The sequence below is a fragment of the Chroococcidiopsis cubana SAG 39.79 genome, from assembly GCF_003991895.1.
Lineage (GTDB): Bacteria > Cyanobacteriota > Cyanobacteriia > Cyanobacteriales > Chroococcidiopsidaceae > Chroococcidiopsis > Chroococcidiopsis thermalis.
Window position 1 is genome coordinate 38,109 of record NZ_RSCK01000039.1, and the last position, 22,502, is coordinate 60,610.

The 22,502-nt window shown below is 47.0% G+C and carries 21 protein-coding genes; 4 read left to right on the forward strand and 17 right to left on the reverse strand.

Features of this window, described 5'->3' with window-relative positions:
- Nucleotides 1-153: 153 nt before the first annotated feature.
- The 5 genes from DSM107010_RS21015 to DSM107010_RS21035 form a co-directional block, all read right to left on the reverse strand.
- Nucleotides 154-1,350, reverse strand: coding sequence for a PAS domain S-box protein (locus DSM107010_RS21015; protein ID WP_015155273.1), 1,197 nt, complete (start codon nt 1,348-1,350; stop codon nt 154-156).
- Entirely contained in the window at nt 1,347-3,815 is a 2,469-nt protein-coding gene (locus DSM107010_RS21020) for a hybrid sensor histidine kinase/response regulator (RefSeq protein WP_127023841.1), read from the reverse strand. The genes DSM107010_RS21015 and DSM107010_RS21020 overlap by 4 nt, the downstream gene beginning before the upstream one ends.
- A gap of 3 nt (nt 3,816-3,818) precedes the next feature.
- On the reverse strand, nt 3,819-3,989 hold the full coding sequence (locus tag DSM107010_RS38615; RefSeq protein WP_158631831.1) for a hypothetical protein: 171 nt from the start codon (nt 3,987-3,989) through the stop codon (nt 3,819-3,821).
- A 75-nt stretch (nt 3,990-4,064) separates the two neighbouring features.
- Nucleotides 4,065-5,522 carry a sugar ABC transporter substrate-binding protein gene (locus DSM107010_RS21030; protein WP_106166879.1) on the reverse strand — a complete coding sequence of 486 codons (1,458 nt, stop codon included), beginning with the start codon at nt 5,520-5,522 and terminating at the stop codon, nt 4,065-4,067.
- A 28-nt stretch (nt 5,523-5,550) separates the two neighbouring features.
- On the reverse strand, nt 5,551-6,897 hold the full coding sequence (locus DSM107010_RS21035) for an ABC transporter substrate-binding protein (RefSeq protein WP_106166877.1): 1,347 nt from the start codon (nt 6,895-6,897) through the stop codon (nt 5,551-5,553).
- A gap of 314 nt (nt 6,898-7,211) precedes the next feature.
- Here DSM107010_RS21035 and DSM107010_RS21040 point away from each other — a divergent pair, with 314 nt between their 5' ends.
- Together DSM107010_RS21040 and DSM107010_RS21045 are read left to right on the forward strand one after the other, a co-directional pair.
- On the forward strand, nt 7,212-7,484 hold the full coding sequence (locus tag DSM107010_RS21040; protein WP_106166876.1) for a hypothetical protein: 273 nt from the start codon (nt 7,212-7,214) through the stop codon (nt 7,482-7,484).
- A complete protein-coding gene (locus tag DSM107010_RS21045) occupies nt 7,481-7,858 on the forward strand; it encodes a clan AA aspartic protease (RefSeq protein WP_106166875.1) in 378 nt (125 codons plus the stop codon). Before DSM107010_RS21040 ends, DSM107010_RS21045 begins: the two co-directional genes overlap by 4 nt.
- Before the next feature lie 19 nt (nt 7,859-7,877).
- Here the strand turns inward: DSM107010_RS21045 and DSM107010_RS21050 are convergent, their stop codons facing one another.
- From DSM107010_RS21050 to DSM107010_RS43045, 3 genes are all read right to left on the reverse strand, one after another.
- Complete coding sequence (locus tag DSM107010_RS21050; protein ID WP_015155278.1) at nt 7,878-9,443, reverse strand: AAA-like domain-containing protein; 1,566 nt, start codon at nt 9,441-9,443, stop codon at nt 7,878-7,880.
- A gap of 4 nt (nt 9,444-9,447) precedes the next feature.
- On the reverse strand, nt 9,448-10,809 hold the full coding sequence (locus DSM107010_RS21055; RefSeq protein WP_106166874.1) for an AAA-like domain-containing protein: 1,362 nt from the start codon (nt 10,807-10,809) through the stop codon (nt 9,448-9,450).
- A gap of 245 nt (nt 10,810-11,054) precedes the next feature.
- Nucleotides 11,055-11,258 carry a zinc ribbon domain-containing protein gene (locus DSM107010_RS43045; protein WP_158631832.1) on the reverse strand — a complete coding sequence of 68 codons (204 nt, stop codon included), beginning with the start codon at nt 11,256-11,258 and terminating at the stop codon, nt 11,055-11,057.
- Between the two features lie 93 nt (nt 11,259-11,351).
- Between DSM107010_RS43045 and DSM107010_RS21065 the strand changes: the two genes are divergently transcribed.
- On the forward strand, nt 11,352-11,597 hold the full coding sequence (locus tag DSM107010_RS21065) for a hypothetical protein (RefSeq protein WP_106166872.1): 246 nt from the start codon (nt 11,352-11,354) through the stop codon (nt 11,595-11,597).
- A 77-nt stretch (nt 11,598-11,674) separates the two neighbouring features.
- Here the strand turns inward: DSM107010_RS21065 and DSM107010_RS21070 are convergent, their stop codons facing one another.
- From DSM107010_RS21070 to DSM107010_RS21085, 4 genes are all read right to left on the reverse strand, one after another.
- Complete coding sequence (locus tag DSM107010_RS21070; RefSeq protein ID WP_181245347.1) at nt 11,675-12,733, reverse strand: Fe(3+) ABC transporter substrate-binding protein; 1,059 nt, start codon at nt 12,731-12,733, stop codon at nt 11,675-11,677.
- Nucleotides 12,734-12,829: 96 nt separating this feature from the next.
- A complete protein-coding gene (locus DSM107010_RS21075) occupies nt 12,830-13,498 on the reverse strand; it encodes a Fe2+-dependent dioxygenase (RefSeq protein ID WP_106166871.1) in 669 nt (222 codons plus the stop codon).
- 176 nt (nt 13,499-13,674) lie between these two features.
- The gene (locus DSM107010_RS21080; RefSeq protein ID WP_199755672.1) at nt 13,675-14,628 is read right to left on the reverse strand and encodes a histidine phosphatase family protein; all 954 of its coding nucleotides are present in this window, start codon (nt 14,626-14,628) and stop codon (nt 13,675-13,677) included.
- A gap of 183 nt (nt 14,629-14,811) precedes the next feature.
- Nucleotides 14,812-16,485, reverse strand: a complete 1,674-nt coding sequence (locus DSM107010_RS21085; protein WP_127023844.1) for an ABC transporter permease — start codon at nt 16,483-16,485, stop codon at nt 14,812-14,814.
- A 134-nt stretch (nt 16,486-16,619) separates the two neighbouring features.
- Between DSM107010_RS21085 and DSM107010_RS21090 the strand changes: the two genes are divergently transcribed.
- Nucleotides 16,620-17,666, forward strand: a complete 1,047-nt coding sequence (locus DSM107010_RS21090) for an ABC transporter ATP-binding protein (protein ID WP_015155285.1) — start codon at nt 16,620-16,622, stop codon at nt 17,664-17,666.
- A gap of 19 nt (nt 17,667-17,685) precedes the next feature.
- Here the strand turns inward: DSM107010_RS21090 and DSM107010_RS21095 are convergent, their stop codons facing one another.
- The 5 genes from DSM107010_RS21095 to DSM107010_RS21115 form a co-directional block, all read right to left on the reverse strand.
- Complete coding sequence (locus DSM107010_RS21095; RefSeq protein WP_106166869.1) at nt 17,686-18,180, reverse strand: anthrone oxygenase family protein; 495 nt, start codon at nt 18,178-18,180, stop codon at nt 17,686-17,688.
- 65 nt (nt 18,181-18,245) lie between these two features.
- Nucleotides 18,246-18,524 carry a hypothetical protein gene (locus DSM107010_RS21100; RefSeq protein WP_015155288.1) on the reverse strand — a complete coding sequence of 93 codons (279 nt, stop codon included), beginning with the start codon at nt 18,522-18,524 and terminating at the stop codon, nt 18,246-18,248.
- A gap of 227 nt (nt 18,525-18,751) precedes the next feature.
- On the reverse strand, nt 18,752-19,783 hold the full coding sequence (locus DSM107010_RS21105; protein ID WP_106166868.1) for a glycosyltransferase family 2 protein: 1,032 nt from the start codon (nt 19,781-19,783) through the stop codon (nt 18,752-18,754).
- A gap of 169 nt (nt 19,784-19,952) precedes the next feature.
- On the reverse strand, nt 19,953-20,870 hold the full coding sequence (locus tag DSM107010_RS21110; protein WP_015155290.1) for an FAD binding domain-containing protein: 918 nt from the start codon (nt 20,868-20,870) through the stop codon (nt 19,953-19,955).
- 107 nt (nt 20,871-20,977) lie between these two features.
- A complete protein-coding gene (locus DSM107010_RS21115) occupies nt 20,978-22,438 on the reverse strand; it encodes a xanthine dehydrogenase family protein molybdopterin-binding subunit (RefSeq protein WP_241994293.1) in 1,461 nt (486 codons plus the stop codon).
- Between the last annotated feature and the right edge of the window lie 64 nt (nt 22,439-22,502).

Below are 22,502 nucleotides of genomic sequence, written 5' to 3' on the forward strand. Positions count from 1 at the left end.
TCTTAGGACAACAGAGATATCGACCGATACTTACGGATCGGCGATCGCAGTTGAAAAGCTGCAAGTGGTTGCTGTTTTGAGGAACTTGAAATTCTTAAGGAAACCTTGAGGAGCTAAAATCTCTGGTAATCTCAGGTTGACTTTTGTTTGTCCCTAAAAGCGATCTTTAATCTCTGCAATCGCGCCTACCAAGCAATCCTCTGCTGCATCAATTCGTAGTGCTAATAGCACCCAAATTACCGTTCCGTCTTGTTTGCGGATCTGGATTTGGCACTGGCAGACTTTTCCCGCCGCCTGTTTTGCTGCCAAGATCTGCTGTTGGGCAGTCGGATCGCTCAAAAAGTCAGTTACAGATTTTTGCGCGATCGCATCTGTGCCAATAGCTGTGGCACAAGTATAACCGAGTATTTGCCCAAACTGCTGATTAGCATCCAGCAGCGAACCATCGAAAAGGCGTAGAGAGAAAATCCCTACGGGCGCAGACTCGAACAAATGGCGAAACTTCGCTTCGCTGCCAAGCAATGCTGCTTCTGCCTGTTTGCGAGCAGTGATATCGCGCACGATCGCACAGTTGTACTCTTGACCGTTAAACTCTAAATAATTAGCAGTTATTTCCACGCTGATGTCCCGACCATCTTTAGTCCGTGAGGTCGATTCAAAGGTGAAGGAGCCTTTCTGCCGAATTTCCTGCCAATGTGACTGCCAGATTGTGGTTGGGAAATTGGGATTGACATCGCAAACAGCCATATCTAGCAGTTGGATGCGGGAGTATCCCAGGATGCGACAGGCTGCTTCATTGACATAGACAAACCGTGCATCTGCATTAATGATACAGATTGCATCTCTAGATTTGTCTAAATAAAACTGACTCAGCCATAGTGCTGATTCTGCCTTTTGGCGATCGCAAATTTCTTGTTGCAGGCGAGCATTTTGCTCTGTCAGCTGCTGTTGCAACCGCCGCAGCGTCAGATTATTCTCTACGCGGGCAAAAACTTCTTCTTCACTGAAGGGTTTCGTGATGTAATCAACTCCCCCGACTGCAAAAGCTTTAACTTTATCGATGACCTCATCTAGGGCGCTGATAAAAATTACCGGAATATCGCGGGTTGTTGGCGAAGCTTTCAGGTGTTGGCAGACCTCATAGCCATTCATGTTTGGCATCATGATGTCAAGCAAAATTAGATCGGGCGGGGCAGCTTGCGCGGTCATCAAGGCTGTTTTTCCGTCGATCACTTTACGGACTTCATACCCCAGCTGAGATAGCATCGCAGATAGAAGTCGTAAGTTATCCGGCTTATCGTCAACTACTAAAATATTCGCTTTAGGCTCCTGAGCGCGATCGTCATTCATGCTGAATCTAGTTGCGTTAGATCGATAATCTTATCAATACGAAAGTTATTTACTAAATCGGCTAGAGCAGTTGCCATAGGAGCATAATCCTGTGGAATTTGTTCTAGAAGATCGAAAATCAGCTTCTCATCAGTCCGCAGTGCTGCTTGGTGTAGTTGCGCCACCCACTCAGAAGGCATGACTCTCAAGCTTTGGGCTGTCAGCGCATAGGGTTCTTTCTCTTCTAGCTGGCTGGGAATAGCTGCCTGCTGGGTGTCTTCATAGATATAACGCACCCCTAAATACTGCATCATTTTTTCCCAGATAACTTCTTCCCGCAAGGGCTTGCGGACAAAATCATTACACCCAGCAGATAAAACTACAGCGCGTTCTTCGTCAAAGGCACTTGCTGTTAGAGCAATGATAATCGTCGCATGACCTTTTAGATGGGCTTTAATCTGTCTAGTCGCTTCATAGCCATCCATCACTGGCATTCGCATATCCATCCAGATTAATTGTGGTTGCCAGCTTTCCCAAATTGCCACTCCTTCTTCACCATTTTCGGCTTCGCGCACCTCGAAGCCGACTGATTCCAGCATCTTGACTAGAAGTTGGCGGTTTTCCCATTTATCTTCAACTACCAAGATACGATACTTCGGTTGGTCGGGCGCGAGTCCAATGACTCGCCGATAGTGCTGTCGAGGCGGCACTTCCACCACTGCTGCGGGGCTAACTGGAATCTCGAAACTAAAAATCGTGCCATGACCCAAAGTCGTGCTAACCGCGATCTCTCCTCCCATTAGGCGCACAAACTGTTGGCTAATAGTTAAGCCTAGACCAGTCCCTTCATGAGATTTTCGCCCTGCTTCCGTTTGGACAAAGGGTTTAAACAATCTCTCCAACTCTGATGCTGCAATGCCAGGACCAGTATCTTCAACTTCAAAGTGTAGGGTACAGGTAGTAGGTGGTGACTGAGATACCTCCTGCTTGTCCTGCTTCGTTCTCACGCGCAAGATTGCTCCGCCTGCTTGAGTGAATTTAATTGCATTTCCCAGAAGATTAATCAAGACTTGGCGCAATTTACTCTCGTCTGCGCGTACGCATTGGGGAACTTCAGGGGTGCGTTCAAAGATCAACTGTAAGCCCTTGGCTTCTGCTTTGAGCCGTAACATCTCTTCAAGTGAATCTAGTAATTCGTAGAGATCGAAGCTATTTTCATTGAGAATTGTGCGCCCCGCCTCAATTTTAGCCATTGACAGGACATCATTAATTAAGGTCAACAAATGCTCGCCGCTGCGATTAATCGTGTCTAAATTTTCTAGCTGTGCCGCACTGAGCGAGCGATCGCGGCTCATCAGTTGGGTGAAACCAAGAATGGCGTTGAGTGGAGTCCGCAGTTCGTGGCTCATGTTAGCCAAAAATTCGCTTTTGGCAAGGTTGGCAGCTTCAGCTTCTTGTGCTTTTTGTTCCAATTTATGGCTGTAATTCTCTAACTGCTCGCGAGAGATTTTTAACTGTCGCGTTAGCCAATACACTCCAATCGACAGACAACCTACCGATGCTAGTCCTACGAGTACGATTGTTCCTGCCAGTTGGCGAGCAGGGGCAAAAGCTTCTTCCTGCTGCATCTCCACTAACAAAGCCAGATCTTGCTCGTTCAGCCAGCGATAGACACCAATAACTGGCAGTTTGGCATAGTTGCGATAAAGTCCAGAGCCGCTGACACCACTCATCGCTGCATCAATGCCTTGACTGCTAATTCCTTCTGGAAATTCCCGTGCTTCAGTTTTCTCTGCTTTGGAGATAAAAGCGTTTTTTGATACCAAAGAGCCGACTAAGTATGTCTCGCCACTATTACCCAAGCCCGTGCGTTCTCGGACGATTCGATCGATGCGGTCTAAGTTGAGGTGAGCTAAAACAATGCCTTGGCGCACTCCTGCTGCATCGCGTAGAGGTGTTGCCAAGGTAACTGACGGTTTACCAGTGACGGGTGAAACGTAGAAAATCGGAGCGAAAGTATCTTTTAGCTCGACTCGTTCAAAATAGCTAACGTTAGCTAGAATTTCGTAGTTACCTTTGCGCTGCTTGTCAGTTGAGAGAACGATCTGATTGCTGCGATCGAGGATGAAAATTTCTCTTAAAGCTGGCTTGGTTTGGGTGACACTGATGAGATAATTGGAGAGAATTTTGTCAGCGGCAAGATAATTCGGATCGGTGATTTTGCCACTTAGTAATATCTTGATATTCCTTTGTAGTTCTGGATGCTGAGTTACAAGGAGAAAATCTCGTTGCTGGTCTTCAAACCAACGCCCAATTTCTTCTTCTTTCAGGGTAGCAGCAACGCTGAGGCGATTGAAAGCAGCCTGCTTGAGAGCCTCTCTAGCACTGAAGAAAGCAACGCTTCCCACCACGCCAACAGCCACCAGGGATAGAACTAAGAAGGAACTGGCGACTTTAGCAGTCAGGTGTTGATTCCAAGACTTCATAGATTAAGTCACTCGATTTTGGATTGGTAATTGGTAATTGGTAATTGGTAATGGGTAATTGGTAGTTGGTAGTGGCTGGTGACTATTGGCTAGAATTGCTCCCTTGTCCCCCTTGTCCCCCTTGTCCCCCTTGTCCCCCTTGTCCCCCTTGTTCCCCCCACTTGATAATGCCAAATCCGCCAAGGCCGCGTTGGAAATGTCCCCCTTGTCCCCCTTGTCCCCCTTGTTCCCCCCCCTGCTCCCTGCTCCCTATTCACTGTTTATTCGCTGCCACCGATCGAAAATTTGCTTCATCCGCGCGATCGCTTCATCCGCTGCTTGCTCTGGAGATATGCGGTCTACAACTATGCGATTGAGAGCTTTGCCCCAAAGATTCTCCGCCACAACTAAGGTGTAAGCGGGATTTTGGACGTGATAGAATGGGCGAGTTTGACCCTGGATCAGTTGCTTCATGGCAGTCGAGATATGGGGGTCTGTTGGATCTGTCCAGAAAGGGTCTTGCCAAACTTGTCGATTGACTGGCAAAAAACGTCCTCCCGCAGCTTTGAAATATTCTCCAGCTACCTCTGGTCGAATTAAATAAGCGAGAAAGTCCTTGGCTAATTTCTGGTGCTGGGACTGGTTAAATACAACAGCCTGCCTCAGTGTAACCAACAGACGCATTGGCTTACCACTAGGTTTATTGGGAAACTCGATCGTACCCAGATGATAACGGTAGACATTTGGATCTTGACGCACAGCAGCAGCAATTGAAAGCGTCAAATTGGGTGTCGTCAGCACAACGCGGTTGAGCAAGCTGCGATTGTTATCTGGATTTGACCAGGTGGTTGCCTCTGGTGGCACGTAGCCCTGTTTGTAAAATTTGGCATACCACTCTAAGCACTTAACAATACCTTGACGGACTTTAGGATCGTCTACGCGCAGTTGACCTTGGGAGTTGAGAATTTGGACATCGTAGGCTTCTAAAATCTGTTCAAAAAAGAAGTAGGTTTCCACCGCTCCCATCGAGAAAGGAAAGCCTAAACCGTAAATCTGCCGCTTTTGCTTTGCCCGCAGATCGCGCTGTGCTTGCAACCAAAAATCCCAAAAGCCATCCCAATCTTTAGGAATATCCCGTTCGTGCCAACCTACTTGTTCTAGCAAGTCCCGCCAGTAGAAGATGTGGATAGTTGCCTGATAAATTGGCACGGCATAGTAACTTCGCTTTTTAGCTGTATTGTTATAAAAATTAACAGCTTGTAGTGCCGAATTGGGATAAAGCTGCTTCACTGGTGCGATCGCCTCTGAGATATCTGCTAATTTGCCCTCCCAAGCCAGACGCGGATTTAGCTCCTCCCCAGCACGATGACTCATTAAAATATCGGGTGGCTTGCCTGCCCTAATTGCCCTTTGCGCCTTCTGTAGTAGCTCGTCGGTGGGATAGAAAGACAGCTTGACTTTGTTGCCAGTTTGTTGTTCCCAGCGGCTCGCAGCTCGTTGCAGTGCTTCGTCTTCTTCCAAAGTAAAGCCTTTATCCCACCAAATATTTAACGCTTTACTCTCAATAGAGGAACTGCTAGCTGGAGATACACTGACTTTAGAGTTTTGTTCTTGAGAGTTTTGAGTGCAAGCAACACCTGTGAGGCTGAGAAATAATGCCAGAAATTTGTAGCAACGGCTCAACCTCAAGCGATCGCGACGTTTAAGTCGTAAGTCAGAACTGGTCACTGGTAACTGGTAACTGGTCACTGTTTACTCACTGCCATTGAGCGAAAATTTGCTTAATTTGGGCGATCGCTTCATCTGCGGCTTGTTCGGGAGCAACGCCATTGACAACAACTTTATTAACAGCCTTACTCCAAATACTTTCCTTGAGAACTAGGCTGTAGGCAGGGTTTTGGGCAGTAGCAATCAGGCGCGTTTGTTCCTGAATGACTGGCTTGGCAGCAGTGGAGATGTGAGGATCGCTCGTGTCTGTCCAATATGCGTCTTTCCAGACGAGTTTATGGACTGGCAAAAAACGCCCTCCCGCAGCTTTGAGAAAACTTCCGATGATCTCCGGTTGGATTAAATAAGCAAGAAAGTCCTTGGCTAACTTCTGGTTCTTGGAGTCGGCTAGGACAACCGCTTGCTTAACTAGAGCTAAATAACGCATTGGCTTGCCACTAGGTTTATTAGGATATCCGATTGTGCCGAGCTTATAGCGGTAAACGTCTGGTTGTTGGCGCACAGCAGCAGGAATCGAGAGGGAGTTATTGGGAGTCATAACGATCAGGCGATTGAGCAAGCTGCGATTATTGTCTGGGTTCAGCCAGTTGATTGCCTCTGGTGGTACATAGCCCTGTTTGTAAAATTGAGTGTACCAATCTATACACTTGATAATGCCTTGGCGGACTTTGGGATCGTCAACGCGCAGTTGACCCTGAGAATCTAGAATTTGAACGTCATAGGCTTCTAAAATTTGTTCAAAAATTTCATAGGTATCTACAACTCCAGCTGAGATCGGAAAGCCGATTCCATAAATCTTCCGATTGTGTTGGGTTTGCAGAGTATCCTGCATCTGTTGCCAAAACTTCCAGAAGCCATCCCAATCCTGGGGAATATCCTGCTCGCTCCGTCCTGCTAACTTGAGTAGATCGCGCCAGTAAAAAATATGAGGTATACCCTGATGAATGGGGATTGCGTAATAGCTGCGCTGTTTTTTAAGGTTGTTATAAAAATAAACACTGGCTAATACAGTATCGGGATAAAACTGCTTCACTGGCGCGATCGCATCGGAGACATCTGCTAATTTGCCTTCCCAAGCCAAACGCGGATTTAGCACCCGATCGGCATTATCATTCATTAAGATATCGGGCGGACTTCCCGCCTGAATTGCCCTTTGAGCTTTTTGCGAGAGTTCGTCGTTGTTATAGAAAGAAAGCTTGACTTTGTTGCCAGTTTGTTGCTCCCAGCGGCTCACAAGTTGTTGCAACGCTTCATCTTCTTCCAAGGTATAGCCTTTATCCCACCAGACTTTCAAGACTTGACTTTCATTTGAAGACTCGTTGACTGAGGATAAGTTTGTTTCAGTGCTGTTAGTGCAGGCAATGGCGATCGCCATGAGAGCGATCGTTATGAATGGGTATCGCCAGCGAAAGTTCGTGTGTCGCGATCGCCAAGTACGTACCCAATTAATAAGTTCTATAAAATTGTAAAACATCAAACTACAACTCAGCTAAAAAAATACCAAATGCTAAAAAAACAGGTCGAAATTTATAGTTTTTTTTTGGTAAGAGAACTAAAAAAACTAGCAATAATAACTATTTACAACCAGACAGCTAATATTTGAGCGAATTTTTGTAACGCAATTTCGCGATCGCACAGATGGCGATCGCCCAGGTTAAAATGCAAAGGTAATATTGAAAGGTCAAGCCAATGGCAGTGCGACAACCCCGCTACAGCAAAGAAGAGTATGCTCGACGGGGCGATGAGATTTATGAATCTCAGGTGCGTCCTCAAGTCGAGGAAGGTAATTACGGCAAAATTGCAGCTATCGATATTGAAACCGGAGACTTTGAAGTTGATACGAGTGAGATTGTAGCCTGCGATCGCCTCGAAGCTCGTCGTCCAGATGCTCAAATTTGGATTGTCCGCATTGGCTCTCGCTATGTCCGTCGATTCGGTGGGCGTAGCCGGAGAACTATGTGATTATTGGAGTAGTTAACAAGGAATTTGAACCGATTATTTCACTTTCAATTCGCTGCTCTGATGGCAAAGTCTTCGCCCAAGATGCGATCGTAGACACAGGATTTAATGGTTGGCTTTCATTGCCTCCCGATTTAATTGCTGAGTTGAAATTGAGATGGAAGAGACGAGGACGAGCAATTCTTGGAGATGGCAGTGAGTGTGTATTCAACGTTTATGAAGCAGTCGTAATTTGGGATGGCACGCTGCTAACAATTCCAGTAGACGAAGCTGATTCAGAACCACTCGTTGGAATGTCGTTGATGGAAGGTTATCAGCTAACGATGCAGGTCTTTCAAGGCGGGCAGGTTGAACTTTGCAAGATTAGCAATGATTGAATTTTATCAGAATTTTTTCTCAGTTCATCGCCGATTGAAGCCCGACCGCACACCAACGGTATTGAAAGAAAGTTGCTAGCCCCAATCCTAAAGCGATCGCCAAGACCAAACATAAAGTGCCTAAAAATAACTTTTGGAATCTGGCAGCTTTTCGCTCTTGCAGCAATCGCGCTGCTATTTCTTGAGTCCGTTCTGCTTCCAATCGCGTCTCAACTTCTCGGCGATCGCATTCTTGGCTTGCGGCTAAAAACTGATAATCCAATTCGCTCAAGCTTTTACCCTGCGACCAAGCTTGAGCCTCAACTAAGGCTTGCCCGCGCAACAACCGCGAGGAGTCGCGCCTTTGTGAAATTAACCAAGCATCTAACGCCTGGGAGTAGGGGCGCAGTTTTGCCAATTGTTTTTCTACCCAAGTTTGATTAAATACTTCTCGATAGATGCGGTTCTTGACTTGCAATTGTCCTTGGTGCTTGACAACCAAACCCGATAACAACAACTCGATCTGCTCTTGAGAGTCATCTACGGGGATTTCAACTCCTTGTAAAATTTGCTGATAGATGCCCAGCAAAGCACTAGCACGCTGTTCGTTTCGCAGCAAGCGATCGCGGATTGTCTTCAAATGCTCTGGCTCGTCCTTCGCTTCCCAGTTTTCAATAATGTGGATTCTGACCAGCTTTTCTAAAATTAATGGTGGGAATTGGTAATAAAAGCGGATCAGATGATAATTAACGATCGGCAGATGGTAATCTAACTTGAAACGATCTCCGCCTTCTAGACTTGTAGGTTTTTGTAAGTCCTGACTCCCACTCATCCTTTCGTGAATGACAATTTGACAGAGCTTCTGAGTCAGAAATGGCTGTCCGTCCGTCCAAGCCAAGATCTCTTTAAGTACAGATATCGGATTGGCTACCTTATCCTCCAAGCCAGATGCTAGCGGCTGTACTTCTGATAGATCGAAGCCATGCAGATCGATAGATTTACCAATATTAAATGGGGTACGATGGCGATCGGCAATCAAATCTGAAGGCGTTGCTACCCCAAATAGCGCCCAAGTGAGGCGATTGTATTCTGGATTCTCCGCTCGCTGGTTATAGCAAGCTCGAATCAAGGCAAAAAAATCTTCAGTTGGGAAATTAAGTCCTAGAACGCTATCAATTTCATCAACAAAAATAAAGATTTTCTCGTTGTTAATTTGGACTAACAAAATGTCTTCGATAAACTGGCTGAATCGCTGGAGGAGAGATAAATCTTCTCGTTCTTGCCACCAAGCTTTGAAATTGATTTTGCCAAAGAGATTGAAGCCTCTTAATAGATCGACCATCACACCCTTGTACCACTGAGCGGGAGTAATATTTTCGCTGCCGATCCGCGTCATGTCGATTGAGGCACAACTAAAACCTCTTTTTTCTAAGCGATGCCGAGTTCTTAGCCGCAGGCTAGACTTGCCCATTTGTCGGCAGCTAAAAACATAACAAAACTCGCCTCTGAGCAAAGCACGATCGAGTTCAGCGTCAGCCTGTCGCTCCACGTAGCTAGGAGCATCCATTTTGAGACTGCCACCAACTTGATATTCGTATGCGTTCATAGGCTTAGCCTAATTGCTCGCGGAAATACAATCGATACAACTCACAGCTTGGCGTTGCCAAATTTCCCTCCAGCTTGACTAGCCCCATACTTTCTAATTTATAGGCAGCGATCGCTTCTAATTGCACGGGTTCATTGGATGTTACGACTCGCTTGAATGCTGTCGCTAGTTCGGGATGCTCTTGGAGATTCGCCAGGTAACCCCGTAAGCGATCGCTATAGACTCCAGAAACTGTAGGAGCAGTTTGTAGGAGTTGGTTTAGACTCAGCTCCTGGCGTGCCAAATGATAGAGCGCAATGCGGATCAGATAGGGATGTCCCCCCACCATTGCTAGCAAGAGAGCTAGATTTTTCACCCCCTCCTCGCTCTTACTCCAATCCAGACGATGACGTACTGCCAACTCCTGCGCTTGCGCCAAACTAAATTCTGGTAATTTAATTGGCAATCCGACGTTAAAAGGAGATTGATTGATATCTAAAGGAATATAAGCTTCCGTAGCATGAACTACCACCAGTCGGAGTTTTTTCCAGATTTCTAATTCCGAGGCATCTTCATACCAGGAGCGCAGCAGTGGTAGGAAATCGCTAGAGATTTCAGGATACTCGAAAATTCGATTGACTTCATCCAAAGCCAAAACCATTGGAGAGTCAATCTCTGCCAGTAAAAATTCTTGGAAATATATCGAGCAGCTGACTTTACTGCCAATATCCTCATCCCAATAGTCATCCAGCCTCGGCTCTAAATTCAACTGACGACTAACATTCGCACACAACCAGCGTAAGAATTTATCTAAGGACGTGAAAATGCTATTGTCTGCCCGTTGCAAGCTTAACAGCACGGTGTGGAACCCCTGCTGTTTGGCATGAGCCAAAATTCTATGCATCAAGGATGTTTTTCCCATCTGCCTGGGAGCTTTAAGTCGCAGTAAGCTTCCAGGTTTGCTAATTTGGGTATAGGCAAGTTCTTCAATCGGCGGACGCTCGATGTAAAACAGAGAATCAAGCGGTACTGGTCCGTCAGGAAATTCTAAAAAGTCAGGCTTGGGGCTAATGGATGCACTTTGCACCTCTCTTCCTTTTTGTCCCTGAGATTCATGCATCGACTCGCGCCACTGACGCTCTAAGGCAGCGCGAAAGTTAGTTTTACTGACATTTTCTCCTAAAGCTTTGCTCAAGAGCTTCCAGAATTTGGGACCGACATCGCGTGTCAAGTAACTGACAGAATAACCCGCAGCCTCAGCCGTCTGCTCGTAGGTCTGACTTTGCCAAGCACCTATGAGAATAGCAGTTTCCACGTCACTCAGGTGTCTGCCCCACTGGGCAAACACAACTTTGTTGGTTATTTCAAGTGCTTGGTCAAAGTTCATACCAATACTACACTGACCCTGCTGCTTTACTTATATTCTGAGATTACCAGAAATGTTGAAATCCGTTAGTTAGTAGTTAATTGCCATGACCGGTTAAATTAACATATGCATTGCAGCATGAGTCATGTATTCTTTTTGTTGACGCTCCCACCGAATCGCGCGGGGGATTCCTACTTCACATCGAGAACTTGTACCAGGTTTGCTGCAAGCAGAGTAAAGGTTTCCTCTCCATCGGCTTGAGATTCCTAGCGCCCCTGGGTATTTAGTTTTAAAATGTTGATGGCAGCGTTTGTGGCACAGTCTAAAACTAATCCACAGACATAAACATGAGTTCTGTTGTTTAATGTTTTAGCGACTAAAACCCCATAGCAGCTATACATTTGAGAAGTATTGTACGGATTGATGGCTATTGTTTGCCGACCATACTTACACCCGAAGTAATCTAACACTGAAAGAAAAGACCCCAAGTTACATCGTTAACCGACTTAGCATTTCAACCCCTAGCTAAACCTTTAACTCGTACGCCATATAATCAAAGGATCGTGGACAAATATATTCTTATTGATTGCGGGTTTCACGATGAGCTAGAAGCATTAGCAACCTTGCGCCAATCATGTCGGATTGTATATCGTAATGCAGCTGGTGAATCAGTTGAAATTGAAGGTCTGATTGTGGATGTTTATGCTGCAAACCAAGCTGATTTTCTGAGGATGAATAATGGTATAGAAATTCGATTGGATAAACTTGTTTCGGTTAACGACAAGCAGATTTCTTTTTGTACAGATTGATTGATAGCGGTTTGCAATTGGTAAAACAGACGATCTGTAGGGACGCACAGCTGTGCGTCCCTACAAAGCTACCCGCGTTATTTCCACCCAGCTCGATCCATAATTTGTAGAGCTGTTGCACCATTGCGACCAAACACAGCCGCATTGAGCGAATCTTCCTTAAATTTTCCGTAGCTTGCCAAAATCGGATCGACTGCTACACCTGCTACGACTGGATATTCGTGATTACTTTTGGCAAAAATTTCCTGAGCGCGAGAACTTGCCAGAAATTCGAGGAATTTAATTGCGTTTTCTTTGTTGGGAGAGGTCTTGACCAATCCACCACCGCTAATATTGACGTGAGTGCCGCGACCCTTTTGGTTGGGGAAAAACACGCCAATTTTTTCAGCAACGGCGCGATCGGCAGGTTTATCGGAAGCTGCAATTCGTGCTAGGTAATAGGTATTGCAAATTGCTAAGCTCCCCACCCCAGCAGCGCAGGCTTGAATTTGTCCGACATCGTTGCCTTGAGCTGGACGAGCAAAGTTTGCTACTAGCCCCCGTACCCAAGCTTCCGTTTTGGACTCACCATTAGCCGCTAAAATCGAACCTACTAAGGATTGGTTGTAAACATTATTGGATGGTCGTACTAAAATTTGACCGCGCCATTTTGGGTTTGTCAAGTCTTCGTATGTGGACAGGTCTGCTGGTTTTACCTTAGTTTTGTCATACATAATCACCCGCGCCCGCTTCGAGAAGCCAAACCACAGACCATCGGGATGACGCAGGTTTTTGGGAATAGCCTTGGTCAAGAGCGCCGATTTGACAGGTTGAAACAGCCCTGCTTGTTCTGCCCGCCACAAACGCCCTGCATCAACCGTCACCAAAACATCTGCTGGACTATTGGCTCCCTCACTTCTAATCCGCTCGATCAGCGGATCGGCTTCGCCTTCAATTAGGTTCACCTGAATTCCCGTGGCATCTGCAAAAGCTTGATAGATTTCACTATCTGCATCGTAATGACGTGCTGAATAGAGATTGACTACTCGATTACCACCTGTTTGGGCTGACACTCCCAGCCCCCACGTCCCGATTGTCACAGTTGCCGCAGCACCAGCACTAGCACCCAAAAAGGTGCGACGAGTCATCTTGCTCATAAATCCTTCTAGCTTACGTTCTCGCGATCGCAATTTTGATTTAATAATAATAATGTCATTAATAGGTACAGACTTTTAAAAATTTTTTGCATTAGCTCAAAACTCCGTCCACTGGCGCAAAAGATTGGCATGGCTTTTAGAAATTAAATCGAATACGGGCGTTTTGCCGGAGGCTTCAAACAGCGTTTGACGTGCCGTATCGAGATCGAACAAAATTTCTCGCTGCTGAGGATCGCGTACCAAACTTTGAATCCAAGTTACTGCTGCTAGGCGCACGCCTTGAGTCACGGCTTCCACGCGGTGCAACGTTGATGAAGGATAAACGATCGCCGACCCCGCCGGCAACTTAAATGCTACCTCTCCCTGGGTACTCTCTATTATCAGTTCTCCCCCTTCGTAAGTGGTGGGGTCACTGAGAAATATTGTCATTGATACGTCCGATCGCATGAAAGGATCGTACATCAGCGCATTATCAATATGAGTGCCGTAAGACATGCCGATATCGTAGCGACTGATAGTTACCGGACGAACGATATAGGGACGCACCGCCATTTGGAATAAGGCGTGCCGCTGTAAAGCTGCATCGATGATATCTCGCACGATCGCCAGTGCTGGCGATCCCTGGGGGAGTTGGGTATTGTGTTTGACCTGGCGTGCGTGCCAGCCAGCTGTAGCTTTACCGTCCACGAACTCAGCCATCTCCAGTTTGGCGATCGTCGTTTCTAGCTCTGTAGGGTTAAGAATATTGCCAATACACAGAATCATGGCGATCGCAATGCTGTAAGAAGGAGTGAGGAGTTAGGGAAAGGATAAGGGAGACAAGGAGAGCAATTCAAAATTTCCCAACTCTCGACCCCTGCTCCCTGATAATTGTCAACCACCAGCCAAATTACCAATTACCAATTACCAATTGCCCTGATAACTGATAACTGATAACTGATTTATTGTGCCATTTTTGCCCATTCTTCAGGCAACATATTAGCGACAATCTCAAACTTCCCCTTGCCATCTGGCTTCACAATGTATGCGACACCTTGAGGCTCTGGATAAATTCCTGTTGCCGCATCAAACACGTCGTCGTGACCCACAACTACTGTATTGGTTCCGTCAGCAGGCGTAGTCGTGAGGAATGGCATCACCGCAGTCCGCATCTGGGCTTTCTGGGCTTCGGTGTAATCTTCAGCAGGTGGAAAATTTAAGGCTGCTCTCTTTTCAGTGCGACCAAACGCAATATCTGCTGTCTGCCAAGCACGGCAATACTCGCTAGAGTAAACTTGACCCACAGGAATCTTCAACGCTTCAAAGGCTTGACCGATGGTTCGCGACTGCTGCCAGCCAACTTCACTTAGCATCCGCTGAGTCGAACAATCTCCCATTTTTGCAGACACTTGGTCGGCATAATCCTTTTCAGTTTGGGCATGTCGGAAGTAAATGACATATCCACCATTCTGCAAGGCATTTAACAGTTGCTTACCACTGAGCTTATCTTTGAATGATGTTCCTGCTTCGCCGCCTTCACCACCTTCACCACCCTGGCTAGGGGTAGTAGCAGGAGGCTTGGCAGGGGTACTACCTTCACCACCCTGTCTGGGAGTAAAAGTAGTGGGGGGCTTGGCAGGACTACCACCTTCACCGCCTTCGCCACCTTCACCGCCTTCACCACCCTGGCTAGGGGTAGTTGTAGAAGGCTTGGCAGGGGTACTACCTTCGCCACCTTCGCCACCTTCGCCACCTTCGCCACCTTGGGCTATCTGCATTACTGAAGCGCGATCGGGTATTTCGATCGCCCTTTCCGCAGCTGCTTCTACGGCACGATCGGTTGCCGCGATCGCTACCGCGCCTGAAAGAACGTAAGCACCCACACCTACCCAGACTTTTACCTTACCTAAGTTCATAACTCACTAACCACATTAATTAACTAAGACCAGGGAACTACGTGCTACTCGAAAATCGATTCAGCACTATTTAGTCAAGACACGATCTGGCGTTTAACAAAACGCCTTTTCGAGCGCAGATAGTCTGCTAATGATAAGTTTTTGCATTAGAGAGGAATATACCACGATCTCGTGTCAAAAGAACTACCTGTAGTCAATTTCCTCCGGTCTAGTACGGGTAATCTGCCGACTTAAAGCAATCACAGGAATAAACCCAACAGCAACAATTGCCAAGGCGGGTGCAGCTGCCTCTGCCAAACGCTCATCTGCTGCCAGCCGATAGACCTCTACTGCCAGCGTATCAAAGTTAAACGGACGAACGATCAGCGTCGCAGGCAATTCTTTCATCACATCGACAAACACTAAAATTGCTGCCGTGAGTAAGCCACCACTCATCAACGGTGCGTGAATCTGCACCAGAGTGCGAGTTGTGCCACAGCCGAGCGATCGCGCCGCGTCATCCAGGTTGGGTTTAATGCGGCTGAGGCTGGATTCAACCGTGTTATACGACACCGCCAAGAATCGCACCAAATAGGCAAATACCAGCGTTATAATTGTGCCGCTGAGCAACAAGCCAGTCGAAATCCCGAAAGTCGATCGCATCCCAGCATCTACCGCATTATCGATCGCCCCAATGGGAAACAGCACGCCCACGGCAATCACCGCGCCAGGAATTGCATAGCCCACCGTTGCCGTTCTGACTGCTACCTGCATACCCCAATTGGCGCTCAGCCGCAGACCGTACGCTAGGATGGGTGACACGAAGACTGCCACTATTGCCGTTACTGCCGCTAGGATTAAACTATGGCGAGATAGCTCCCAAAAGCGTTGGCTAAAGTTGTGGGTAATATCGCTAGTTGCCATGTACAGCAAGCGTCCGGCAGGAATCAAAAAACCCAGCACGATCGGCAGTCCACAAACGATAATAGCAGCGATCGCCCGCCATCCCCGCAACCTAAACGCAGACAATCGCTGATAGCGTCCCGTGTGGTGATAGCGCGTTTGCTGCCGAGACCAGCGCTCCAGCCCGATTAGTAACAGCACAAATACCAATAACAACGCCGACAGCTGTGAAGCAGCAATTCGATCGCCCATGCCAAACCAGGTGCGGTAAATCCCAACGCTAAACGTATTCACAGCAAAATATTGCACCGTTCCAAAATCATTTAGCGTTTCCATCAGCACCAGCGATACCCCTGCGACAATCGCTGGTCGAGCTAACGGTAATGCGACTCGCATGAAACTGCGCCAAGGATTGCATCCCAGCAACCGACTTGCTTCCAGCGTACAAACTGACTGCTCTAAAAATGCCACTCGGCTGAGCAAGTAAACGTAGGGATACAGCACGAGACTGATAATGGCGATCGCTCCACCTAGCGATCGAACGGTGGGAAACCAGTAGTCATTCACGCTCGTCCAGCCAAACATGTCTCGCAGCGCCAACTGCACCGGACCGTAAAACTCCAACATTTCTGTATATACATACGCCAGTACGTAAGCTGGAGCAGCTAATGGTAGCAGTAGCGCCCATTCTAATAGCCGCTGTCCGGGAAATCGGCACATTGTCACCAACCACGCTGTCCCCACGCCAATCACCACCGTACACAGCCCAACCCCCAGCATTAACCACAGAGAACTACTGATGTAGTCTGGCAGCACTGTGGCTAGGAGATAGTTCCATACCGTGCCGGAGTTTGTCAAGACACTACTGAGTACCACTCCAATCGGAGCGAGAATCAGCAGGGCGATCGCTATAACTAAGAACGTCCAGCCATTCCAGGAACGTTTGAAAAGACGGCGAGAGTCAAGCGTAGGCATAGGGACACAATGAAGCAAAAAGATAATCAGAAACAATTTGTCCAGCAAGATGAAATTCCTGATGAGAATATATTGCAGGACTCCATTACACTATAAAGGCAAGTCTAAGTTTATATACTGGCTTTTCTGGTTTCATGCCCTCTCCTCTTCTCTGTCTGCATCAGGTCACTCGACAATTTTCCCGCCGGACTCAACCCGCCGTCTGTGAGGTTTCCCTGTCGTTGCCAGCAGGCGATTTACTAGCGTTGCTCGGTCCTTCTGGTTGTGGCAAAACTACGCTCCTGCGGTTAATTGCTGGATTTGAACAGCCCCAGAACGGCACGATTGACATTGCCCAGAGGCGGGTATCGGGCAACGGGCATTGGTTGCCCCCAGAACAGCGAAATGTGGGGATGGTGTTTCAAGACTACGCCTTGTTCCCGCATCTCACGGTGAGTCAAAATATTGCGTTTGGCTTAGATCGCTCCTCCAAAACTGCCAAGCAGGTGAAAGATGCACTCGCCTTAGTCAATCTGACTGGCATGGAAAACCGCTATCCTCACCAACTCTCTGGCGGACAACAGCAGCGTGTTGCTCTCGCTCGTGCCATTGCTCCGCGTCCAGCGCTGATTCTGCTCGACGAACCGCTGAGCAATTTAGATGCACAAGTGCGATTGCGGTTGCGGCACGAGTTGCGCGCGATCCTCAAAGCTGCGGGTGTATCAGCGATACTGGTCACGCACGATCGCGAAGAAGCGCTATCAATCGCCGATCGGATTGCAGTCATGTGTAATGGTTATCTGGAGCAAATTGATACGCCAGAGTACCTATATCAGCAACCAGCATCGCGGTTTGTTGCTGAGTTTGTCACCCAAGCCAATTTAATTCCAGCTCAGCGTCAAGGTGACGTGTGGCAGACAGAAATCGGCACTATCCCTATTACCCTAACTGGCAATTGCGATCGGCGGGATGCCGTCGATCTGATGGTGCGCCAAGAAGAGATCGTTCTCACCCCCGTTCCTACCAGTCAAATTTTAATTCGCGATCGCCAGTTCCTCGGACGCGAATATCGCTACGTCCTCCATACACCTAGCGGTCGTGAGATTGTGGCGCGGACTCCCACAAACACTTATTTAGCGGTTAACACTCCAGTGCAGCTAGAGATCGCCACCCAAAAGTTACAGCTTTATCCTAAAACCTAATGCGATCCACAGCCCGATATTACATTGTGCGATCGCACAGCGCGAGCGTAAATAATGCTGCTGCTGCCAGTGCCGCGATCGTCCGAATGTGGTTCCAAAGCGTCCAATCGCTCAGGTATTTATTCCATAGATTTGCACCTTCAGAACTGTCTGGTTTAACGATCGCTAGTGCATCGTTCAACGGTACGTTGAAGGCGATCGTAACTAGAAAAGTGCCGACAAGGTAGAGCAGACTACCAACAAGCAGGTAGGCAGCACCAGTTTGATGCCAATTGAATAACGCAGCAATAGCCAGAAATATGCAAACTGCACCTGTTCCGAGGAATGCGGTCATAAACCACAGATTGATGACCGTAATATTGATGGATTGCATGGCAGCAATTCCCTGTGCAGACGGAATTCGAGCCAGAGCAAGCATTACGAAAGTCGAGAAGGCGAAGAAAACTCCTGCTACCAGTCCAGAACCGAGTGCTGCGAACAGCTTCAATGCAAACAACAAGTCAATTCTCAACATGAATGGCGGAATGCGAGCATGAAGGCGATCGATGTAAGTATTACAGTTTTGGCATGGTGAACCCGTTACGACCAGGAAAGTCTAGAGGCGATCGCGCCTATTAGCACGATCAATCCTAACGCCCGCCGGAAGTAGTTAACACCTTGGAACAGTTCCAGCCACGCCCAAGTGAACAAGGAGCCAAAGGCGAGTGCGTCTAGCCCTGTGTGGATGTTGCCAGTCGTGGGAATCAAATTGAGTAAAGTTGCTGCTAGCCAGACCAGAATCGGCAGATTGGGCTTTTGAGCAATAACAATCTCGCCCTGGCTGTCCCGAAAAGTACGGTTGAACAAAGTGTCTTCCATATCGGTGAAATGTAGGTATGATTAATGAAGTGTACTGTAGGCACTGGCTCACCGCTCATCCACCAAAAGATTAGTGTTTTCGAGAAAAATACTCAAAGAATCTAAATAGTCAAAAATCTCTGGTTTGTTGAATGAAGTGATACAACGAGCGATCGCTTCACTCGTCGATCATCTAAGATAATTGCTTCATTAGCGTAGGAAATGTTTATTTCAGAACTCCCACAATGTTAGATGGGTGTGGTAGCAGTCGAATGTTCTTCTGCATCTGCGATTATTTTGACTCGTTGCAGATCGCGGAGCAACCGAAAACGTCGAATGCTTAGAAAGAGTGGATTTGCATGATAATATGCCCGCAAGTAGATTTCAATCTTTTCTATTACGGAAGTATTAGACAAGTATTCCTCGATCGAGGACTTATACCCTGGCTCAATGCCACCTGTTTGCCAATATATACCCAGACCAATGCCAAAAATCTTATTGGCAAAATCGATCGTAACTGGAAATTTATTTCGCATCCAGTAAGCAGTTAAAGTTAAAATTCTGGCTTCAACTTGTTTCTTATTACCATGAAAAAAATCTAAGGTAAAAGCATTATTCTCATGAACCTTCTGAATAGCTAAGTTCTCATTTAGAAAGTATCCAGACGACAATGCTAAAGCTGTAAATTTGATGTAATGATCTCCTAAGGAGATCTTTTGAGCAACTGGCATTGGTAAGAGTTGTTGAAGCAGCGATCGTTGAAAACAAAGTCCTGATGTTGCAGGAACAAAATATGGTAATTTTCCTTGCCGTACCTGTTGTCTAAAGTCTACTTTGTGGCTAGAAATGCCATCAGGATCGCTTCTTATAACCGTATTTTTACTGTAATCAAGCAACTTGAGAGGGTGATAACACCAACCAATATCTGAATTTAGTTGAAAAATTTCTAGAATTTTTTCTATCTTCGTTCGGTCAAAAGCATCATCGGAGTCTAAAATGCAAATAATTTCACCTTTGCTAGCAAGAAATCCTGCATTAAAAGCAGAAGCTTGTCCGCCATTTTCTTTGAAAATTGAAATAATTCGATCGCCGTATCCAGAAATTACATTAGGAGAATTATCAGTAGAACCATCATCAACTACAATTACCTCAACGTTAGAATAAGTTTGGTTAAGGGCGCTGTCAATCGCCTCTCCTAAAAACTGACCGTAATTATAGTTATTAATAAGAATACTAACTAACGGATTTGGTACAAAACTACTGAATTTCGTTTCCAACATTACCTCCTAAACATAATGATATCAATGTATTCCCAGCACATAAGTTGCAGGCACTAGTTTATAGACATTTTCCTACAGCTACTTTAGTTTCTCTGCTTACAGATGCAAATGGGTTTAGAGATGATAAAGTAATAGTGAAAAGACTGCGATCGCATTTCCCGGTTGCAAATCAAATATAACTGCGAATCTCGACACGTTCGGTAGCGCGAGTGAGCGATCGAGCAGTAAGCACACCCATGAGGTGAGTGCGATACTCTGCCGAGACGTAGTTGTTAGAAAGGCTATTCAGTTCTTTGCTAGCTTCCTGGCTGATAGACACGCTTTCTGTCGCCAGATTAGCCGCAGCCGCAATGTTTTTTGTTGTCGGTGCTTTGCCCTCCAGTGCTGCCTCGACCTGACGCAGACGGATAGCACGAGCATGAGCGCCAGTAACAGCCACACGGCATTTACTCACAATACCGCTGGACGATCGCCTAATCGAGGTCGCAATGCCACAAATGGTATAGCCACTGGCTGGGTGCTGGAACTTTTCGTAGGCACTATTAGTTCCGGTAACATAGGGTGGCAGATCGATCGAAGTGACGATTTCACCAGGCTCCAGCCCCATATTGAAAGAGGCGTTGATGAACTCTTCAGCCGGAATCGCACGATGACTGCTTGGACTAATCGTGTTGAACGTTGCTTCTAGAACCAAAGCAGCGGCAGGTAGATCGCAGGCTAAGTCATGATAGGCAAAGATGTCACCGATTCTGCCCCAATTGCGGATCTGAGCATCTCCAATGCTCAACGCTGCTTCAGCCAGAGCGCGATAGTTTTCCTTGACCTTGAGAGCATTAGCGGTTTGGGCATAGGTAGTCATGACACCAATTTGGACGACACCGTTCGGATCGCGATTGAGTCCAATCCCTTGCAAACCTTGAATTTTCCCTAAATCTACTAGTAGTAAGGGGGAAACTCGACCTAGCTTCATTTCTCTCAGTAAGCTGTGACCCCCGGCAAGAATCTCTGTTCCTTCGTTCTCTTTTAGCAGATTTACCGCAGCTTCCAGAGTTTCAGGTGCAGCGTAGTCAAATTCAACTGGAATCATGTGACTTTATCCATTATCAGTTGTTCTGCGTTAGTAGAAAAAATCAAGTGGGAGTAGAGGAGCATTCTGTCCGTAACCCACAACTAACGATCTCGCGATCGCCCTACTCAAGAGTCATTATTCCTGGGAGTTTCACGCATCACCCGCCAAACTTTTTCCGGCGTTACAGGCATATCGATGTGAGTGACCCCCAAGTCGGAAAGAGCGTTACAAACAGCGTTGACGATCGCCGGAGGTACAGCCGTAATGCTGACATCACCTGCACCTTTCGCTCCCAGCGGGTTATGAGGAGTAGGCGTGACAGTGCGATCGAGTTCAAACTCTGGTAACTGCGAAGCTTTAGCGATCGCGTATGTCGTAAATTCGTCCGTCAGAATTCGTCCGTCGCGATCGTATACAGCCTCCTCAAACAGGGCTTGACTGATCCCAAAATGGATATTACCGTGTGTTTGACCATCTACAATCATCGGGTTTCCCACATTCCCGAAGTCATCTACCGCTACATAACGAACGACTTCAACCTGACCAGTTTGTTCGTCAATTTCGACTAAGGCAATGTGAGTGCCGAAAGGATAATTAAAATCTGGTGGATCGAAGTAGGCGATCGCTTCCAAACCAGGCTCCATACCCGCTGGTAAATCCCAAGCGTACCAAAGCGCCAGCGCAATCTCCTTTAAAGTTTTGAACTGCTCGGGCGCACCTTTAACATAAAATTTACCTCGATCGGCTACCACCTCTGACTCTGCCACTTTGAAGATATGTGCTGCCATTTGACGTGCTTTCTCGTCGATCTTTTGGGTAGCTTTATACACTGTCGCTCCTTCCACGCTGAAGGAGCGCGAACCATAGCTTCCTTGTGCATAGATAGTACCCTTAGTATCGGAGTGCAGCACTTCAATTTGCTCTAAGTCAACACCAAGCTCCTCAGCGATAATTTGAGAAAAAGATGTCACTTGTCCCTGACCGTGAGGTTGTGCGCCAGTAATAAGAGTGATATCACCCGTTGGGTGAACGCGGATATGCGCGCTTCCCCAGGTACTCCCATTCAAACCTATATCTCTAGCCATTAGGGGACAGGGACCAACACCTGCGATCGCTACATATGAACCAATTCCAACTCCGAGACGTTTGCCGCGCGTTCTAGCTTCCGCCTTCCGTTGTGCGACGTTGTTGTAATCGATCGTCGCCAGAGCTTTATCGAGCGCTACCTCATAGTTGCCAGAGTCATAAGTCCAGCCCAGACCGTTTTTATAGGGAAACCGATCGGCAGCAACCATATTTTTACGGCGTACTTCAGCAGGATCTATACCAATACGCTGTGCGAAGAGATCGACCATACGCTCGATGAGGAATATTGCCTCAGCACGACCAGCACCCCGAGCCGGACCATTGGGAACGAGGTTCGTGAACGTACAGTAGACTTCATAGAAGGGATGCTCGATCGCATAGACTCCCGTAATGCTGCAACCTGTGAGGATCGCGGGAGCGCCTGGACCATTCGTAGCTGGGTAAGCTCCTAAATTAGCGTAGTTAGTGCAATGAAGGGCAGTAATCCAGGGCAAACGCATCTAATAAAAGCATAATGAAATACTAAGAAGCGCTTTGGGCTAAAAATTCTGGAAATAGCAGAGC

Excerpts from the sequence above, each read along its gene's own strand:
- DSM107010_RS21095 (WP_106166869.1), bottom strand. The coding sequence starts at position 18,180 with ATGTTGAGAATTGACTTGTTGTTTGCATTGAAGCTGTTCGCAGCACTC.
- DSM107010_RS21040 (WP_106166876.1), top strand. The coding sequence starts at position 7,212 with ATGGCAGTGCGACAACCCCGCTACAGCAAAGAAGAGTATGCTCGACGG.
- DSM107010_RS21100 (WP_015155288.1), bottom strand. The coding sequence starts at position 18,524 with ATGGAAGACACTTTGTTCAACCGTACTTTTCGGGACAGCCAGGGCGAG.
- DSM107010_RS21080 (WP_199755672.1), bottom strand. The coding sequence starts at position 14,628 with ATGAACTTAGGTAAGGTAAAAGTCTGGGTAGGTGTGGGTGCTTACGTT.
- DSM107010_RS21070 (WP_181245347.1), bottom strand. The coding sequence starts at position 12,733 with ATGAGCAAGATGACTCGTCGCACCTTTTTGGGTGCTAGTGCTGGTGCT.
- DSM107010_RS21050 (WP_015155278.1), bottom strand. The coding sequence starts at position 9,443 with ATGAACGCATACGAATATCAAGTTGGTGGCAGTCTCAAAATGGATGCT.
- DSM107010_RS21105 (WP_106166868.1), bottom strand. The coding sequence starts at position 19,783 with ATGTTGGAAACGAAATTCAGTAGTTTTGTACCAAATCCGTTAGTTAGT.
- DSM107010_RS21055 (WP_106166874.1), bottom strand. The coding sequence starts at position 10,809 with ATGAACTTTGACCAAGCACTTGAAATAACCAACAAAGTTGTGTTTGCC.
- DSM107010_RS21110 (WP_015155290.1), bottom strand. The coding sequence starts at position 20,870 with ATGATTCCAGTTGAATTTGACTACGCTGCACCTGAAACTCTGGAAGCT.
- DSM107010_RS21115 (WP_241994293.1), bottom strand. The coding sequence starts at position 22,438 with ATGCGTTTGCCCTGGATTACTGCCCTTCATTGCACTAACTACGCTAAT.
- DSM107010_RS21020 (WP_127023841.1), bottom strand. The coding sequence starts at position 3,815 with ATGAAGTCTTGGAATCAACACCTGACTGCTAAAGTCGCCAGTTCCTTC.
- DSM107010_RS21075 (WP_106166871.1), bottom strand. The coding sequence starts at position 13,498 with ATGATTCTGTGTATTGGCAATATTCTTAACCCTACAGAGCTAGAAACG.
- DSM107010_RS21085 (WP_127023844.1), bottom strand. The coding sequence starts at position 16,485 with ATGCCTACGCTTGACTCTCGCCGTCTTTTCAAACGTTCCTGGAATGGC.
- DSM107010_RS21015 (WP_015155273.1), bottom strand. The coding sequence starts at position 1,350 with ATGAATGACGATCGCGCTCAGGAGCCTAAAGCGAATATTTTAGTAGTT.
- DSM107010_RS21035 (WP_106166877.1), bottom strand. The coding sequence starts at position 6,897 with ATGGCGATCGCCATTGCCTGCACTAACAGCACTGAAACAAACTTATCC.
- DSM107010_RS21090 (WP_015155285.1), top strand. The coding sequence starts at position 16,620 with ATGCCCTCTCCTCTTCTCTGTCTGCATCAGGTCACTCGACAATTTTCC.